This is a genomic window from Pseudomonas sp. JV241A (genome assembly GCF_900275665.1).
Taxonomy (GTDB): Bacteria; Pseudomonadota; Gammaproteobacteria; order Pseudomonadales; family Pseudomonadaceae; genus Aquipseudomonas; species Aquipseudomonas wadenswilerensis.
Window position 1 is genome coordinate 65,395 of record NZ_OPYO01000002.1, and the last position, 13,987, is coordinate 79,381.

Here is a 13,987-nt window from a genome sequence, read left to right on the forward strand (position 1 = left end):
GCGCAATGCCGTCAGCCACTTGATCAGTTCTTTTGCATCGAGAGTGGGGGCGCTATTCATCCTTTGTCTTCCTTGTTGGTGTGATGGGTCGACAGCGCTTGGATAGCATTTGCAGCAGAAAGATCCCGCCACCGCCAAGGATTTCGCAGGTTAGCTGTTTGAGTGATATCAATATGCAATAAAGGTATTTAAATAAATATTTTTATACCTTTAGAGTCTACCTATTGTGCTCACCCGCACTGACAACCCCTGTGTAGAGCCGCCCGTTACCCTCGGGCCGGTCCGAGATCCTGTCCATGTCGCATCGTCATCGTCTGCCGAGGCTCACTCCATGAGCTTCGACTTCGCCTTTATCCTTAGCACATTGCCAGCCTTTCTCAAGGCGGTGGGCGTCACACTGCAAGTCGGCCTGATCGCCATCGGTACTTCGCTGCTGGTGGCGCTGGTCAACGCCGCGATCCTGGTTTACCGCACGCCGTACCTGCAGCGCCTGGTAAAGCTCTACGTGGAGCTGGCGCGTAACACGCCACTGCTGATCCAGCTGTTCTTCGTCTACTTCGCCTTGCCGGAACTGGGCCTGAAGATTTCCGGTTTTGCTGCGGCGATCATCACCATGACCTTCCTCGGCGGCGCCTACCTGACCGAGGTGCTGCGCGCCGGCGTCGAGGCGGTGCCTGTGGCGCAACTGGAGTCGGGGCGCTCGATCGGCCTGTCGGAAGGCCAGTTGCTGCGCCATGTGATCCTGCCTCAGGCGGGGATCCTCAGCCTGCCGGCGCTGTTCGCCAATTTCATCTTTTTGCTCAAGGAAACCACCGTGGTGTCGGCGGTGGCGGTGCCAGAGATTCTCTATACCACCAAGAGCTACATCGCCCTGTATTACAAGACCTACGAGATGCTCGCGGTGTTGACGCTGATTTGCGTGCTGCTGTTTCTGCCACTGTCGCTGCTGCTCAGCCGCCTGGAACGGAGGCTGCAACATGGCCAGTTCGGGTCTTGAGTTGTTGCTGGTGTCCTTGCCGCAACTGGGCAAGGGCGCAGCGCAAACCCTGGCGATCTCGGCGCTGAGCATCCTCTTCGCCACCCTCGGCGGCGTGTTCTACGGCGTGTTGGCGACCTTGGGCAAGCGCAGTGTGAACGTGCTGCTGCGCATTTACCTGGAGCTGTTCCGGGCGATCCCGGTGCTGGTCTGGCTGTACCTGCTGTTCTTCGGCCTGCCAATTTTCTTTGCCGTGAGCATCCCGAGCTTCTGGTGTGCGGTGCTGGTGCTGTCGTTGTGGGGCGCCAGCGAAGTGGGCGAGGTGGTGCGTGGCGCGCTGCAGTCGTTGCCACGCGGGCAGCGCGAAGCCGGGCTGTCGATCGGCCTGTCAGGTGGGCAGTTGTACGGCTACGTCCTGCTGCCCCAGGCGCTCAAGCGGCTGACCCCGCCGACCATCAACATCTATACGCGAATCATCAAGACCAGCTCGCTGGCGGTGCTGATCGGCGTGGTCGATGTGATCAAGGTCGGCCAGCAGATCATCGAGCGCACCTACGAGTCGGTGCTGATCTACGGCGCGCTGTTCCTGTTTTTCTTCTTTATCTGCTACCCGCTGTCAGCCGCCTCGCGCGCGCTGGAGCGCCGCTGGACGCACGCATGAGCGCACTGATCGAGTTCAAGGGCTTCAACAAATTCTTCGGCGAGCAGCAGGTGCTCGACCACGTCGACCTGCAGGTACGCAGCGGTGAAGTGGTGGTGATTCTCGGCCCCAGCGGCTGCGGCAAGAGCACCTTGCTGCGTTGCCTCAACGGCCTGGAAACCGCCCACAGCGGCAGCCTGCGCCTGGCCGGTGAAGAGCTGCTGGCGCCTGGCACTGACTGGCGCCAGGTGCGCCAGCAGGTCGGCATGGTGTTCCAGAGTTATCACCTGTTCGGCCATATGAGCGTGATCGACAACCTGCTGCTTGGCCCGCTCAAGGTGCAAAAGCGCGAGCGCCGCGAGGCCCAGGCCCAAGCTGAAGCCTTGCTGGCCAGGGTTGGCCTGCTGGACAAGCGCGACGCCTTCCCACGTCAGCTTTCCGGTGGCCAGCAGCAACGCATCGCCATCGTCCGCTCGCTGTGCATGAACCCGCAAGTGATGCTGTTCGACGAAGTCACTGCCGCGCTAGACCCGGAAATGGTCAAGGAAGTGCTGCAGGTGATCCAGGGCCTGGCCCGCGACGGCATGACCCTGCTCATCGTCACCCATGAAATGGCCTTCGCCCGCGCGGTGGCCGACCGCATCGTGTTCATGGAGGCCGGCAGGATCCTTGAACAACGCGACCCCGAGAGCTTCTTTACGAACCCGCAGACCGCACGCGCGCAGCAGTTTCTGGAGAAATTCTCCTTTGTTGAAAGCCTGCCCAAAACTCCCGCAAAGGAACTGTCATGAAAACTGCCAAGACTTCGAAACTGCTGTTGTCGTTACTCGGCCTGGCCTTGCTGGCCGGTTGCAACAAGGCTGAAGAACCGGGCAAACCGGCCGCCGGTGGCGCTGCCCCGGCCACCAGCTACCTGGAAACCATCAAGGCCCGCGACAAGCTGATCGTCGGCGTATTCACCGACAAGCCACCGTTCGGCTTTGTCGATGAGGCCGGGCGCTATGTCGGTTTTGATACCGACATCGGCCGTCAGTTTGCCAAGGACCTGCTCGGTGACGAGAACAAGGTCGAGTTCGTTGCCGTTGAGCCGGCCAGCCGTATTCCGTTCTTGCAGAGCGACAAGGTCGACCTGATCCTGGCCAACATGACCGTAACGCCGGAGCGCAAGGAAGCGGTGGAATTCACCAACCCCAACCTGCGCGTTGCCGTGCAGGCCCTGGTGCCGGAAGGCAGCAGCGTGAAGAAGCTCGACGACCTGGCCGACAAGACCATCATCGTCACCACCGGCACCACTGCCGATATCTGGCTGACCAAGAACCATCCGGACTGGAAACTGCTCAAGTTCGAGAAGAACACCGAGTCGCTGCAGGCCCTCGCCAGCGGTCGTGGTGATGCTTATGCCCAGGACAACTTGATCCTGTTCAGTTGGTCGAAGCAGAACCCGGGCTACCGCGTGCTGGAAGAAAAACTCGGCGAGGAAGCGCCGATTGCGCCGGCAGTGAAGAAGGGCAACATCGAGTTGCGTGATTGGGTCAACGCCGAGCTGGCGCGCCTGGGTGAGCAAAAGTACCTGCTCAAGCTGTATGACCAGTATGTGCGCAAGGAACTGAGCGATGACACCCCGCCTGAGAGCGTGATTGTCGAAGGCGGCAACTGGCAGGGCTGACCCTTTGGGGCTGCTGGCGCAGCCCATCGCCGGCAAGGCCGGCTTGTGTCTTGAGGTAGGAATAGAATCAGAAGTGAGAGCGGTGAATGGCAAGCTGTACGCCGGTAGTGCTTAAAGCACGTGTGGGAGCAAAGCTGCCATTCACCTCTCCACTCTGGCCCGAGCCCGAACAGTTGATTGAGCGCCTCTCGAATCACAAGCGTGGGCCAAGCCAGAGCGCTCTCACAACTGAGTGTAAGAGGGTTCAGCCATGTTGTCTTCTGTTGGAATCGACACTGCCAAAGCCACTTTGGAAATCTGCATCAAGCCTCAGAAAATCCGCTTCGAAGTGGCCAACAACTCCGCAGGCTTCGAGGTGTTGCTTGAGCGTCTGAAGGACTTCAATATCAGTCGAGTGCTGATCGAAGCGACAGGCGGCTACGAGAAAGATGTGTTGATCGCCCTGGCCTCAGCAGGACTGGAAACCATCTGCATCAACCCAGCCCGTGCCCGAAAATTCGCCGATGCCATGGGTAAAAAAGCCAAAACCGACAAGATCGACGCCGAAGTCCTTGCGGACTTCGCTGCACACCTCAGCGCCCCTCAAGGCCAACCGGTCAGCCCTGAACGCGAAGAGCTGCGAGAGCTGGTGAAGCAGCGCGCCCAATTTGTGCAGAGCCGTGATGACGACAAGCGGCGTCGCCAGCAATGTCGCTCGGCAACAGTGATGGCCCACTTCGATGAGCATATAGAGCAGCTGAAAGTGCTGATCAAACGCCTCGACGAAGAAATTGATCAGGCGATGGTGCAACTGGACGATACCAGGGCGTGTCAGTTATTGGCAGTGACCGGAATCGGTCGAGTAACCGCCGCAAATCTGCTCGCCTCACTGCCTGAACTGGGGCAGTTGGACCGCCGTCAGATCGCCGCTCTGGTGGGCGTAGCGCCTTACAACAACGATAGTGGTAGCCATCGAGGGCACCGCCAGATATGGGGTGGTCGGGCCCATGTAAGGCGAGTGCTGTACATGTCGAGCTGGATCATCATCCGTCACAACACAGAATTTAAAGCACGCTACGAAGCACTTCGGGCACGTGGCAAGTGCGCCAAGGTGGCACTCGTAGCTTGCATGCGGGTGCTGATTGTCAGGCTGAATGCAATGCTGCGGGACAATACCCCTTGGCGAGAGCAAACAGCCTGATCAAGACAGTTGCTCCCACAATGAACTTGTGTCCACCGGACCTGTGGGAGCTGGCGTTGCCAGCGATGCAAGGCGCAGCCTTGCTAATTCCGGGGCACCAGCTTCAAGGTGCTCTGCGCCGGAATCACCCCCATCTGCGCCTTGTGGTACCGGCCCTCGATATAGTCCTTGGCCTGGTCGCCATAGTGCGGGTCAAACAATACTCCGCTTTGTCCGACCGGGTTGATGGTCAGCGCCTGGCCGGCATCGGCAAAGTCGATCAGCCGCCGTGTCGAAGGCCCATAGGTCACCGGCCACGGTGCCGGGCCGATCTTCGCCGACAAGTTGTTCGGCACTTCATGGGTACCCGGCGCGGCGAACGGTCCGACGTTGAACAACAGGTTCAGCGGCTTCTGCAGCCCCAGCGGGTGGTTGTGAGTCAGGGTATGAGCCTTGCCCCATTGCCAGCCGGCCGGGTCGTTGCCGAAGGTATCGCGCAGGTGCGCCAGGGTTTTGCGCCAGGCCTGCTTCACCGCCGTATTGCGATCACTTTGTTCACTGCTGCCGTGTTTGTCCCACCAGGGTGACTTGGCGTCGGCTGCCAGGCGTGGCAACGCGGCATCGATGGCGCGGGTGCTGATCAGGGTCTGGAACCAGGTATCGCCCAGTTCGTCGTGCAACGCGGTGTAGGCCAGGTCGTAGAGGAACTGGTTGAACAGCGTGGCACTGACCGAGTCCACCGGATAGTCGCCGTTCCACGCCGCCAGTTGCTCGACCAGCTCTTTCTCCTGATCACCCTCGGCCACTTCACGCAGCACCGAAAGCAACGGTGCCAAGGTGCGCGGGCCGTAGTCGGTGATGGTGTCCAGTTGCAGGGCCTGGCTGTTCTGCTGGTCCCATTTGGTCTGAGGGTCGGCCAGGTGCTGGTTCAGGCGTTGGCCACGGTCGGCCAGGTTGTAATAGCCCGGGATCGGCATGCTCGCCGGCGGCTGGAAGTTGGCCGAGACGATGTAGCCGCTGGCCGGGTTCTCCGCCTGGGGGTTGGCGCTGAAAGGATAGAAGCCGAGCTTGTCGGCCTGCGCCGTACTGCCGTCGAGGATAAAGCCCGGGTTGACGCCTTCGGGGCGAATCGGCAACTGCGCTGCCGCCCACCAGCCGATATCGCCACGGGCATTGGCCCACACCAGGTTCAGCCCCGGCGCCTGAATCTTCGCCGCTGCGGCGCGCATCTTGTCCAGGGTATCGGCGCGGTTGACCTGGTAGAAACCCTCGAGGATCGGGTTCTCGGTTTCCAGGAACGCCCACCACACGGCAATCGGCGTCGGCCCCGCCGTGTCGCCCAGCACCGTGTTGACGATCGGGCCGTGGGGCGAGCGGCGCAGGGTGATGTTCACCGGCGCCTCGTTCTTCACCGCGATCTGCTCCTGGGTCTGGCTCAGGGTCTGCCACTGGCCGTTGACCTTGACCTGCTCGGGGTTGTCGGGGTTGACCTGTTCGGCGATCAGGTCGACGTCGTCGTTCTGGAACATGGTCAGGCTCCAGCCGAAGTCGCGGTTGTGCCCAAGCGACGCGAAGGGGTTCAGCGCCTGGTGATAGCCATAGAGGTTGAAGCCGGGTGCGGTCAGTTCCGCCTCGTACCACACCGACGGCACGGCAAAGCTGATGTGCGGATCGCCGGCCAGCAGCGGTTTGCCGCTACGGGTGCGGCTACCGGAAATCGCCCAGGCATTGCTGCCTTCGTACTGGGGAATGCCGGCGTCACTCAGGGCTTGCTGGCTGAGTTGCGCCAGCTGCTGCAGGCTCTTCCAGTCGCTGGCAGCCAGCGGCGGCTTGCTGGCCAGCGCACCTTGCGGGTTCCAGTCCAGGTCGAAGATCTTCAGGTAGTCGGCACCCAGTTGGTCGCGGATGTAAGTCAGCGCCGGTTCCGTGCGAAATGCCGCGGCAAAGCTATAGGCCATGTAGCCGGCAATGCTGATGGTGTCCTGGGCGGTGAAGGGGCGGGGCTTGATCCCCAGCACGTCGAACTCCATCGGCTTGGGATGGTTGTCCTGCCAGGCGTTGACGCCCTCCAGGTAGGCCTGCAGGGCAAGCCAGGCCGGCGAGCTCTTGTCCTGGCGCTCGACATACAGCTCGGCCTGCTCGCGAATGCGCAGGCTGCGGAACAGGGTGTCGGTACCCAGCAGCTTGCTGCCGAAGATCTCGGCCAGCTCGCCACGGGCCAGGCGGCGGATGATCTCCATCTGGAACAGGCGGTCCTGGGCATGCACATAGCCCAGGGCGCGATACAGATCAGCCTCGTTCTGCGCCTGGATATGCGGCACGCCACGGGTGTCATAGCGCACGCTGACCGGCGCTTGCAGGCTGCTCAGGGTGACCTCGCCTTCGCGTTGCGGCAGCTTGTCGTGCACGTACCAGTAACCGCCGCCGGCGGCCGCGGCAATGACCACGGCGAGGAAGGTCAGGCTGCGCTTCATCGTGACTCCTTGTGCTTTTTAGCGGATCTTGTGGTCCGATCATCGAGGTAAAGCCGGACAGAGGATAGCCCCAAAGGAGGGAAGATGAATCTCAGCGAAAAGCAGAAGATGCTCAGCGGCCAGCTCTATCACGCCGGCTGCCCGGAGCTGCAGGCCGAACAGATCGCCAACAAGCACTGGATGCAGCGCTACAACAACAGCGCGGAACTGCTCAACGAGCAGCGTCACGGTTTGCTGGTCGAGCATTTCGGCGAGGTCGGTGACGGTGCGGTGATTCGCCCGCCGTTCTACTGCGACTACGGCTACAACATCAGTGTGGGCGCCAACGTGTTCATGAACTTCAACTGCGTGATCCTCGACGTTACCCCGGTAAGCATCGGCGATGACTGCCAGATCGGCCCGGCGGTGCAGACTTATACCGCCGACCACCCGCTGGACCCGGAACTGCGCCGCAGCGGCCTGGAAAGCGGGCGGCCGGTGAAGATTGGCAACAACGTCTGGATCGGCGGTGGCGCGATCATTCTGCCGGGGGTGACGGTGGGCGATAACGCAGTGATCGGTGCCGGTAGCGTGGTCACTCGCGATGTACCGGCTGGTGCGACCGTGGTTGGCAATCCTGCGCGGGCGCGCTAGGGCTGCCAGGGGCAGTAGCAGCCCACCGCCATGGTGTGGGTGGCGCTGACTGCCCGGCCCTGGCTCAAGGCCAAAAGGATCGGCTCGATGAAGCTGTTGCTCGAGTTGCAGGTCGCGCCTTCGCTGTAGGGGCCGAAGTAGGCCAGTTGCCCGTTGCGGTCCCAGATCGCCACGCCGGGGGTGGCTGGCAGGTGTTCGGCGCCGGGCAACCCGGCCAGGGGCTTGAGCGCGCTCAGGGTGGCGGGCAGTTGGCCGCGTGTGCCGGGTTTTTGTACCACATAGAACTCCACGCCCTGGGGACCGAAGTGCTCGATCAGTTCGCCCAGATGCTGCTGGTTGCCGACGTTGCACGGGCAGGCCGGGTCCCAGAAGTGCACCAGGCGGATCGGGCCGGGGCCGGCAATGTTCGCCGGCAGTTGCAGGCGGTCGCCGGAAAACAGCGCGGTCTGGTTGTCGAAGGTGCGCAGGTAACGGCTCTGGAAGCTGTCGTAGGCCCACCACAGGCCGGCGCCGCAGAGAGCGGCGAGCAACAGGCCAAGCAGGGTGCGCAGGGTCGAGCGGGGCATGTGGGCAATGTCCGAAAAAAGTTGCCTAGCTTGCCATGCTGGCGACGACAGATGAATATCACAGGTCAATAACCCGCTTTTGCGTCTGGAAATCTTCTATGCCCGCGTCATTTCAGTCCGACTCCCTACGTGCCAGCCTGTCCTCCCTGGCGGCGCGGCAGCCGTTGTCGACGCAGGCCCAGGCCTATCAGCGTTTTTACGGCTTGGACCTGCCAGCCCGTGACGCAGCACCGCAGAGCTGGCTGGGACGCTTCGACGTCGCCGGTTTCGAGGTGGTCGGCCAGGTGTGGCTGCCGGCTGCGCCGGTGGCGACGCTGATTCTGCTGCACGGCTTTTATGACCACATGGGCCTGTACCGGCATGTCATCGATTGGGCGCTGGATCAGCAGTATGCGGTGATCTCGTGCGACCTGCCCGGGCACGGACTGTCCAGTGGCGAGCGGGCCAGCATCGATGATTTCAGTGCCTATCAGCAGGTACTGCAAGCGCTGTTCGAGCAGGCGCGTAGCCTGGAGCTGCCGCAGCCCTGGCATCTGTTCGGGCAGAGTACCGGTGGTGCAATCGTCGTCGACCACCTGCTGCATCGCGGCGCCGAGAGTCCGGCCCAGGGTGAGGTGATCCTGCTCGCGCCGCTGGTGCGGCCACGCGCGTGGCGTTGGTCGAAATTCAGTTACCGGGTGCTCAAGCCCTTCGTCAACGGTATCGAGCGGCGCTTCAGCGAGAACAGCAACGACCCGACCTTCCTGCCGTTCCTGCTGGCCGACCCGTTGCAGCCAAGGCGCCTGCCGACGGCCTGGGTGGGGGCATTGCTCGATTGGGTCAAACGCATTGAAGCGGCGCCGGTCAGCCCGCGCCAGCCGCTGATCATCCAGGGCGAATGCGACATGACCGTCGACTGGCCGCACAACCTCAAGGTGCTGGGGGAGAAGTTCGCCGCGCCGCAGATCCTGCTGATCCCCGAGGCGCGGCATCACCTGGCCAACGAGCTGCCGGCGATCCGCGCGCGCTACTTCGACTTCATCGATCAGCGCCTGGGCTGATCACTTCAGCTGCGAGGTGTCCTGGCCAACCGCAAGGCCGGCGCGAATCGCCGCCAGGGCTGCCTTGTAGTAGGCCTTGCCTTCGGCGGACTCGGCAAAGGTGGCGAACTCTTCCAGCTCGGCATCGGACAGGTCGCGATAGACGTACAACAAGGTGTTGTTCAGCTCGCTGCCGATCTGCTCCATCAAACGCTGGCGCTGGCCGTCGAGCAGGCTTTGGGCCTGGCCGCCACCGAGCAGGCCGGGGATCATCTGGCTGAGGCTGTCGGCGGCAACCCCGGCGATCGCCAGGCTGACCTCGGCACCGGCTTCACGGGCGGGCAGGGCCTGGGCCAGGTGGCCGATGACCAGCTGGCGGTTGTCGCTGGCCTGGACCTTGGGCAGGCCCTTGGCATTCTTGGCCAACTGGTCACGGCGGGTGGCGAGCAGTTCGGCGGCGACGATCTTGCGCCCCAGCGGCGACTGGAAGAAGGCCAGGGCCGGGGCCGGATCGCTGAGATTGGCGCGCAACTGGGCCTCGGCGCGTTTATCCACGGCCTGGGCCTGGAAGCGCTGGTTGCTGTTATTGACCAGCGCCTGGTACACCGCAGGCGGCAGGCTATTGCGATAGCGCTGCTGGGCGGCATCGAGGGCATCGGTAAAGTGGGCGCGCTGCTCGGGCCAGCCGGCGACCTTGTAGAGTTGGTCGAGGCTGTCTGCCCAGACAGGCGTGGTGCAGATCATCATCAGCAGTAAAAACAAACGGTGCATTCAGGGCTCCTGTCGGCAGGGCGCTATTGTCCTTGCCATGGCGGGGCTTTGTCGAGAAGCCATTGCACTCTCTCGGCCAAGTGGCGCTGTCGGATTTCGCGGCAGATCGATACTATGCGCGACATGCACATATCCCCTGATGACCCCCTGCTGTTGCGCATCGTCGACGACCTGGCCACCCGTGGCTGGTCGCAGCAAGATACCTTTCTTCCAGAGTCTCTGACCCTGGCGCTGGCGGCCGAGTGCCGCAAACGCGCCGCCGAGGGCGAGCTTGCACCAGCAGCCGTGGGTCGGGGCGTTGCCCAGGAGGTCCGCGAGGGCATCCGCGGTGATCGTATCCAGTGGCTGGAGCCCGGCCTGGCCGCGCCTTGCGACCACTACCTCGAGCTGATGGACAGCCTGCGCCTGGCTCTTAATCGCGGTCTGTTTTTGGGCCTTGAGGACTTCGAGTGTCACTTCGCCCTGTATCCACCGGGGGCCTTCTACCGCAAGCACGTCGACCGCTTTCGCGATGACGACCGGCGCATGGTCTCTGCGGTGATCTACCTCAACCAGGATTGGCAGCCCGAACACGGCGGCCAGTTGCGCATGACCCTCAAGGGCGACGTCGAGCACGACGTGCAGCCGATCGGCGGTTGCCTGGTAGTGTTCCTCTCCGGCGAAGTGCCCCATGAGGTGTTGCCGGCCCAGCGCGATCGCCTGTCACTTACCGGCTGGTTCCGCCGCCGTGGCAACGAGCCGTTCTGAGATGCACAAGGTTCTGGTCAGTGCCTGCCTGCTCGGTCAGCCGGTGCGTTATGACGGGCGCGCCAGTGGCCATCCGGATCTGCTCCAGCAGTGGCAGGCCGAGGGACGGATCGTGCCTTTGTGCCCTGAAGTGGCTGGCGGGTTGCCAACGCCACGGCCACCGGCGGAGATCCCCGGTGGCCAGGGCGCTGCGGTGCTTGAGGGGAATGCCCAGGTGCTGACCATCACGGGTGAGGATGTCAGTGCGCAGTTTCTGGCCGGGGCGCAACTGGCGCTGGCGCTGGTGCGCCGTCATGGCATCCGGATTGCGGTGCTCAAGTCCGGCAGCCCGTCGTGCGGCAATGTGCTGACTTATGACGGGACGTTCAGCGGCACCAAAGTGGCGGGCGAGGGCGTAACCACGGCGCTGCTGCGCCGCGAAGGGGTGCAGGTGTTCAGTGAGCTGGAGCTTGAGGCGGCGGAGCTGGCCCTGAAACAGCTTTGATTCGAAGGCCTCATCGCTGGCAAGCCAGCTCCCACAAGGGTCAGCGATGGGCTGCAAAAAAGCCCCACTCACTTACTGCTTCGGCGGCTTGCTCGCATCCATGCCAAACCACTTCTGCGACAACTCGCTCAGCCGGCCGTCAGCCTTGATTCGCTGCAGGGCGTTGTCCACAGCGCTCTGGAACGCCGGGTTACCCTTCTGGAACGGAATCGCCAGGCTCAGGATCGGTCCCACCGTTGCGCCTTTGCTTACCGGCTGCTGGCTGTCGCGTATGGCATAGGGCACCAGCAGGCGGTCGCTGATGGCCGCATCGATCTGGTCGTTGGCCACGTCCTTGATCGGCTGGGTGGCATCCGGGTAACTGCGCAAGTCCACACCTTCTACCCCCCGGGCCTGTTCGGCGAACTGGCTGCCCTGGACGACGCCCAGGCTATGGCCCTTGAGTGCCTCAAGGGTGCTCAGTGGGCGCTTTTCTTCTTTGCGTACGATCAACTGGGCGCTGGAATAGGCGTAGGGCTCGCTGAAGTCCAGGCGTTCCTTGAGCTCCGGGGTCGCGGCGACGTGGTTGAGGGCGATGTCGTATTTGCCGCTTTCAACACCTTGCAGCAAGTCGTTGGATTCAACCACGACAAAGTCGGCGCGCAGATCGAGTTCTTTGGCCAGCAACTCCCCCAGCTCGACTTCAAAACCGCTCAGCTTTTTGTTTTCGTCCTTGAAGTTGAACGGCGCCATGTTGGCTTCTACGGCAATGCGCAGTTCACCACGGTCGTTGATGTCGTCGATCAGCTCGGCCTGTGCCCATGGGCTGAGCAGCGTGGCAAGTAGTACCCCAATGGCAAAACGCATTTAAGCCCCTTGAATGCTTGGCAGTGAAATCGAGTCGCCGCGACTTTCTGTAATTGTCACGGTCGAACGCAACTTAGGACCACGTCAGGTGCAGGATGTTTAACTGGCGGCGAAATTTTTTCTGTCAGCGTTGTTAAACATGTTTTGACGCATTTGGACTATGGTAATCCACCATTGCCGTTCGTTCAGTGGCAAGGGTTATTGAAGTAAAACACAGGAGAAGTGAATGAAAAGCCTATTTTCGCGTGCAGCCGTCGCCGGATTGCTGATGGGTGTCTCGGCCTTTGCCGCTGCCGCCGATGGCCTGAAAAGCCAGGAGCCGCCAAAAGACGCCAAGGTCTTCATTGTTTCCCCGGCCGATGGCGCCACGGTCGACAAGACCTTTACCGTCAAGTTCGGCATCGAGGGCATGGAGCTCAAGCCAGCGGGTGATCAGACCCCACACAGCGGTCACCACCACTTGCTGGTGGATGTCGACCAACAGCCTGCGGCCGATCAGGTGCTGCCAACCAGCCTGCTGCCGGAAAACAACGCACCGCTGCCGGCTGGCCCGCAAGTGCTGCACTTCGGCAAGGCACAGACTGAAGTAAAACTGACCCTGACCCCGGGCAAGCACACCCTGCAACTGGTGCTGGGCGACAAGTTCCACGTGCCGTTCAAGCCGAGCGTCGAGTCGAAGAAGATCACCGTTACCGTCAAGTAAGGCGGGCATAAAAAAGGGAGGCCATCACGGCCTCCCTTTTTTTGTCGCACGGAAAACTTAGAACAGAACGCGGGAGCGGATGGTGCCCTTGATCTGTTGCAGTTTTTCTTGCGCCAGGTCCGAGTACTCGGCATCAACGTCGATCACCACGTAACCGACTTTCTCGTTGGTCTGCAGGAACTGACCGGAGATGTTGATCGCGTTTTCGGCGAACACTTTGTTGATTTCGCTGAGTACACCCGGAATGTTTTCGTGGATGTGCAGCAGACGGTGCTTGCCCGGGTGCGCCGGCAGGGCCACTTCAGGGAAGTTGACCGACGACACGGAAGTACCGTTGTCGCTGTACTTGACCAGCTTCTCTGCCACTTCCAGACCGATGTTGGCCTGGGCTTCAGCGGTGGAGCCGCCGATGTGCGGGGTCAGGATCACGTTGTCCAGGCCACGCAGCGGGCTTTCGAACTCTTCGTCGTTGGAGCGCGGCTCGACCGGGAACACGTCGATGGCGGCGCCGATCAGGTGCTTGTCCTTGATTGCAGCAGCCAGGTGATCCAGCTCGACCACGGTACCGCGGGCGGCGTTGATCAGGATCGAGCCTTTCTTCATCGCGCGGATTTCTTTCTCGCCGATCATCCATTGGGTGGATGGCAGCTCAGGCACGTGCAGCGAGACGATGTCGGCCAGGCCCAACAGCTCGTTCAGGCTGGTGACCTGGGTAGCATTGCCCAATGGCAGCTTGGTCAGCGGGTCGAAGAAGAACACCTGCATGCCAAGGCTTTCGGCCAGGACTGACAGTTGGGTACCGATCGAGCCGTAGCCGACGATGCCCAGCTTCTTGCCGCGGATCTCGAAGGAGTTGGCCGCGCTCTTGATCCAGCCACCACGGTGGCAGGAAGCGTTTTTCTCGGGGATGCCGCGCAGCAGCAGGATCGCTTCTGCCAGCACCAGCTCGGCCACCGAACGGGTGTTGGAGTACGGTGCGTTGAACACGGCGATACCGCGTTCGCGAGCGGCGTTCAGGTCAACCTGGTTGGTACCGATGCAGAAACAGCCGACAGCGACCAGTTTCTTGGCGCAGTCGAAAACCTCTTCGGTCAGTTGAGTGCGCGAGCGGATGCCGATGAAGTGGGCATCGGCGATCTTTTCTTTCAACTCAGCGTCGGGCAGAGAACCGGTGAGGTACTCGATGCTGGTATACCCGGCGGCCTTGAGGACGTCCACGGCGGATTGGTGGACGCCTTCGAGAAGAAGGAACTTGATCTTGCTCTTATCGAGAGAAGTCTTGCTCATCTGCGTAAACCTGTGT

General features: G+C 61.9%; 15 protein-coding genes. 10 read left to right on the forward strand and 5 right to left on the reverse strand.

Annotated features, from left to right (window positions below; all coding sequences use genetic code 11):
* Positions 1-331: 331 nt before the first annotated feature.
* The 5 genes from JV241A_RS00370 to JV241A_RS00390 all read left to right on the forward strand — a co-directional run bounded on the left by JV241A_RS00370 (position 332) and on the right by JV241A_RS00390 (position 4,462).
* Positions 332-997: an amino acid ABC transporter permease gene (locus JV241A_RS00370; protein WP_038997719.1), complete on the forward strand. Its 666-nt coding sequence runs from the start codon at positions 332-334 to the stop codon at positions 995-997.
* Positions 978-1,637, forward strand: coding sequence for an amino acid ABC transporter permease (locus JV241A_RS00375; protein ID WP_115089463.1), 660 nt, complete (start codon positions 978-980; stop codon positions 1,635-1,637). Before JV241A_RS00370 ends, JV241A_RS00375 begins: the two co-directional genes overlap by 20 nt.
* Entirely contained in the window at positions 1,634-2,407 is a 774-nt protein-coding gene (locus JV241A_RS00380) for an amino acid ABC transporter ATP-binding protein (protein ID WP_115089462.1), read from the forward strand. The genes JV241A_RS00375 and JV241A_RS00380 overlap by 4 nt, the downstream gene beginning before the upstream one ends.
* Complete coding sequence (locus tag JV241A_RS00385; protein WP_115089461.1) at positions 2,404-3,282, forward strand: transporter substrate-binding domain-containing protein; 879 nt, start codon at positions 2,404-2,406, stop codon at positions 3,280-3,282. Before JV241A_RS00380 ends, JV241A_RS00385 begins: the two co-directional genes overlap by 4 nt.
* 250 nt (positions 3,283-3,532) lie before the next feature.
* On the forward strand, positions 3,533-4,462 hold the full coding sequence (locus tag JV241A_RS00390) for an IS110 family transposase (RefSeq protein WP_134061177.1): 930 nt from the start codon (positions 3,533-3,535) through the stop codon (positions 4,460-4,462).
* 83 nt (positions 4,463-4,545) lie between these two features.
* On the opposite strand, the gene JV241A_RS00395 is transcribed toward JV241A_RS00390, so the two are convergent.
* A complete protein-coding gene (locus JV241A_RS00395) occupies positions 4,546-6,915 on the reverse strand; it encodes a penicillin acylase family protein (RefSeq protein ID WP_134061178.1) in 2,370 nt (789 codons plus the stop codon).
* Positions 6,916-6,999: 84 nt separating this feature from the next.
* Between JV241A_RS00395 and JV241A_RS00400 the strand changes: the two genes are divergently transcribed.
* Positions 7,000-7,548 carry a sugar O-acetyltransferase gene (locus tag JV241A_RS00400; RefSeq protein ID WP_134061179.1) on the forward strand — a complete coding sequence of 183 codons (549 nt, stop codon included), beginning with the start codon at positions 7,000-7,002 and terminating at the stop codon, positions 7,546-7,548.
* On the opposite strand, the gene JV241A_RS00405 is transcribed toward JV241A_RS00400, so the two are convergent.
* Positions 7,545-8,114, reverse strand: coding sequence for a DUF6436 domain-containing protein (locus JV241A_RS00405; protein WP_115089458.1), 570 nt, complete (start codon positions 8,112-8,114; stop codon positions 7,545-7,547). The two genes, JV241A_RS00400 and JV241A_RS00405, sit on opposite strands and share 4 nt — an antisense overlap.
* 98 nt (positions 8,115-8,212) lie before the next feature.
* Between JV241A_RS00405 and JV241A_RS00410 the strand changes: the two genes are divergently transcribed.
* Positions 8,213-9,154, forward strand: a complete 942-nt coding sequence (locus tag JV241A_RS00410; protein ID WP_134061180.1) for an alpha/beta hydrolase — start codon at positions 8,213-8,215, stop codon at positions 9,152-9,154.
* Here the strand turns inward: JV241A_RS00410 and JV241A_RS00415 are convergent, their stop codons facing one another.
* The gene (locus tag JV241A_RS00415; protein ID WP_134061181.1) at positions 9,155-9,904 is read right to left on the reverse strand and encodes a DUF2059 domain-containing protein; all 750 of its coding nucleotides are present in this window, start codon (positions 9,902-9,904) and stop codon (positions 9,155-9,157) included.
* 114 nt (positions 9,905-10,018) lie between these two features.
* On the opposite strand from JV241A_RS00415, the gene JV241A_RS00420 reads away from it, so the two are divergent.
* Positions 10,019-10,651: a 2OG-Fe(II) oxygenase gene (locus JV241A_RS00420; RefSeq protein ID WP_115089455.1), complete on the forward strand. Its 633-nt coding sequence runs from the start codon at positions 10,019-10,021 to the stop codon at positions 10,649-10,651.
* Between the two features lies 1 nt (position 10,652).
* Complete coding sequence (locus tag JV241A_RS00425) at positions 10,653-11,135, forward strand: DUF523 domain-containing protein (RefSeq protein ID WP_115089454.1); 483 nt, start codon at positions 10,653-10,655, stop codon at positions 11,133-11,135.
* A gap of 72 nt (positions 11,136-11,207) precedes the next feature.
* Here the strand turns inward: JV241A_RS00425 and JV241A_RS00430 are convergent, their stop codons facing one another.
* On the reverse strand, positions 11,208-11,981 hold the full coding sequence (locus tag JV241A_RS00430) for a transporter substrate-binding domain-containing protein (protein ID WP_134061182.1): 774 nt from the start codon (positions 11,979-11,981) through the stop codon (positions 11,208-11,210).
* A 226-nt stretch (positions 11,982-12,207) separates the two neighbouring features.
* Here JV241A_RS00430 and JV241A_RS00435 point away from each other — a divergent pair, with 226 nt between their 5' ends.
* Positions 12,208-12,684 carry a DUF4399 domain-containing protein gene (locus JV241A_RS00435; protein ID WP_115089452.1) on the forward strand — a complete coding sequence of 159 codons (477 nt, stop codon included), beginning with the start codon at positions 12,208-12,210 and terminating at the stop codon, positions 12,682-12,684.
* 57 nt (positions 12,685-12,741) lie between these two features.
* On the opposite strand, the gene serA is transcribed toward JV241A_RS00435, so the two are convergent.
* Positions 12,742-13,971 (reverse strand): phosphoglycerate dehydrogenase, encoded by a 1,230-nt coding sequence (gene serA / locus JV241A_RS00440; RefSeq protein ID WP_115089451.1) that lies wholly within the window; start codon positions 13,969-13,971, stop codon positions 12,742-12,744.
* Between the last annotated feature and the right edge of the window lie 16 nt (positions 13,972-13,987).